Source organism: Streptomyces sp. NPDC005574 (assembly GCF_040605435.1).
In the GTDB taxonomy this organism is placed as follows: Bacteria; Actinomycetota; Actinomycetes; order Streptomycetales; family Streptomycetaceae; genus Streptomyces.
In genome coordinates this window covers 1-1,962 of sequence record NZ_JBEXCW010000278.1, presented here as the reverse complement: position 1 = coordinate 1,962, position 1,962 = coordinate 1, and the positions used below count along the sequence as shown (strand labels likewise).

2 protein-coding genes are annotated in these 1,962 nt (G+C 76.0%); one reads left to right on the top strand and one right to left on the bottom strand.

From position 1 onward, the window contains the following. A partial coding sequence (locus ABZT03_RS44080) for a WYL domain-containing protein (RefSeq protein WP_356049926.1) occupies positions 1-983 on the bottom strand: 983 nt, incomplete at its 3' end. A 95-nt stretch (positions 984-1,078) separates the two neighbouring features. Between ABZT03_RS44080 and ABZT03_RS44075 the strand changes: the two genes are divergently transcribed. Beyond that, entirely contained in the window at positions 1,079-1,663 is a 585-nt protein-coding gene (locus tag ABZT03_RS44075) for a DinB family protein (protein ID WP_356049928.1), read from the top strand. The last annotated feature ends 299 nt before the right edge of the window (positions 1,664-1,962 follow it).

Sequence of the window (1,962 nt, the reverse complement as noted above, 5' to 3'; positions counted from 1 at the left end):
GGAAGGACCCGTGCACGGCGTTCCAGCGGTCCCGTTCGGCGAACTGCCGCCGGTGGAACAGCTGGTAGGTGTTGGGGTGGACGGCCCGCTCGCCCCGGGCTGCCGAACTCCGCGGCCAGGCCGGCCCAGGACCAGGAGCCGAGGACGAGCCGGCAGCGGTCCGGGCCGAGTTCCTCCACGACGCCGTCGCGGAGGTGACGGGACACCTCGGCGGCGGGCCGACCGAGCACGGCCTCACCGCGGCACGGCCAGTCCCCGGAGTCGTCGGAGCCGCGGAACCTGGCGGCCAGGAAGGCGGCCACGGTTCCGCCGGGCAGCGCGCGCGGGGTGAAGCGGGGGCCTGTCGGGGTGCGCGGGGTGATCCGGTCGGCGCGGAAGGTGCGCCAGTCCTCTCGGTCGGGATCGAAGGCGACGAGGTACCAGCGTCCGCCCCAGGTGACGAGGTGATGGGGCTGCACCCGGCGCGGCGGGGGTGCGGCGGCTCCGCCCGGGGTCGCGGACGAGTAGTCGAAGCGCAGTACCTCGCGGGCGTGGACGGCGGCGGCGAGGGTCATGAGCACACCGCTGTCGACCTGCGGGTCCGGCCGGGCCGTGGGTCGTTCGACTGCCGTGACCTGGAGGGTGTCGACGCGGTGGCGCAGCCGTGCGGGCATGACCTGCCGCACGGTGGCCAGCGCGCGTGCCGCGGCCTCCTCGATGCCCGCGCGGGTCGTGATGGCGATGCGCAACGCGACCGCCAGCGCCACGGCCTGCTCGTCGTCGAACAGCAACGGCGGCAGCTGCGCGCCAGCGTCGAGCCGGTAGCCGCCGTCGGGCCCCTTGAACGCCACGACGGGATAGCCGAGTTCGCGCAGGCGGTCGACGTCGCGGCGCACCGTGCGCGCGCTGACGTCCAGCCGTTCGGCCAGCAGCGCCCCCGGCCAGTCCCGGCGCGCCTGGAGCAGGGAGAGCAGCGACAGCAGTCGTGCTGATGTCTTCGGCATGGAACCCATCCTGCCCACAGAAGCGGACACGCCCTGACCTCTTCCCCTGCGACGGTTGTCCCGTGCCCGAGAACGACACCGACCGGAAGGACCCGATCACCGTGACCGACACCAACCCGCTCCCCGCAACCCTGGACGCCGAGCGGGCCGATCTGCTCGCCGCCCTCGCGGCCGCCCGGGCCGCGCTGGTGCACACCACGCGCGGGCTCACCGACGAGCAGGCCGGGCAACGCCCCACGGCCGGCGCGCTGTGCCTGGGCGGACTGGTCAAGCACGTCGCGTCCGTCGAGGAGGGCTGGCTGCGGTTCGCCGTCGAGGGCCCGTCGGCACTGCGCCACGACCTGCCTGACGGAGTCACCTGGGCCGACCTGCGGGCCGGTACCGCGCGCGAGCTCCCGCAGTGGGCGATCGACCACCAAAACAACTTCCTGATGCTGCCCGGCGAGACGCTGGCGGGGATCGTCGAGCGGTACGAGGAGGTCGCCGCCCGGAGCGAGAAGGTCATCGCCTCCGTCGCCGACCTGTCACTGACCCACCCGCTGCCGGAGGCGCCCTGGCACGAGCCGGGGGAGGTGCGCAGTGTGCGCCGGGTGCTCACCCACGTCATCGCGGAGACCGCCCAGCACGCCGGGCACGCGGACATCCTGCGCGAGACGCTCGACGGGCAGACGTCGACCTGACCGCTACGGCGACACCGGGCGGATCGCCGTCCGGGCGGGGCTCCGAGGACACGGGGCCGGACGGCGACCGCTCGCCGCCCGGCCCACCCAGGGCCCCCGTCCCGGCCCACCCAGGGCCCCCGTCCCGGCCCGCCCCCGGCCGTCCCGCCGTAGAAGCGGACCACCGCGGCGCCCCTCCGCCCACCGGGCCCCTCCGCCCACCGGGCCCCTCCGCCCACCGGGCCCCTCCGCCCACCGGGCCCCTCCGCCCACCGGGCCCCTCCGCCCACCGGGCCCCTCCGCCCACCGGGCCCCTCCGC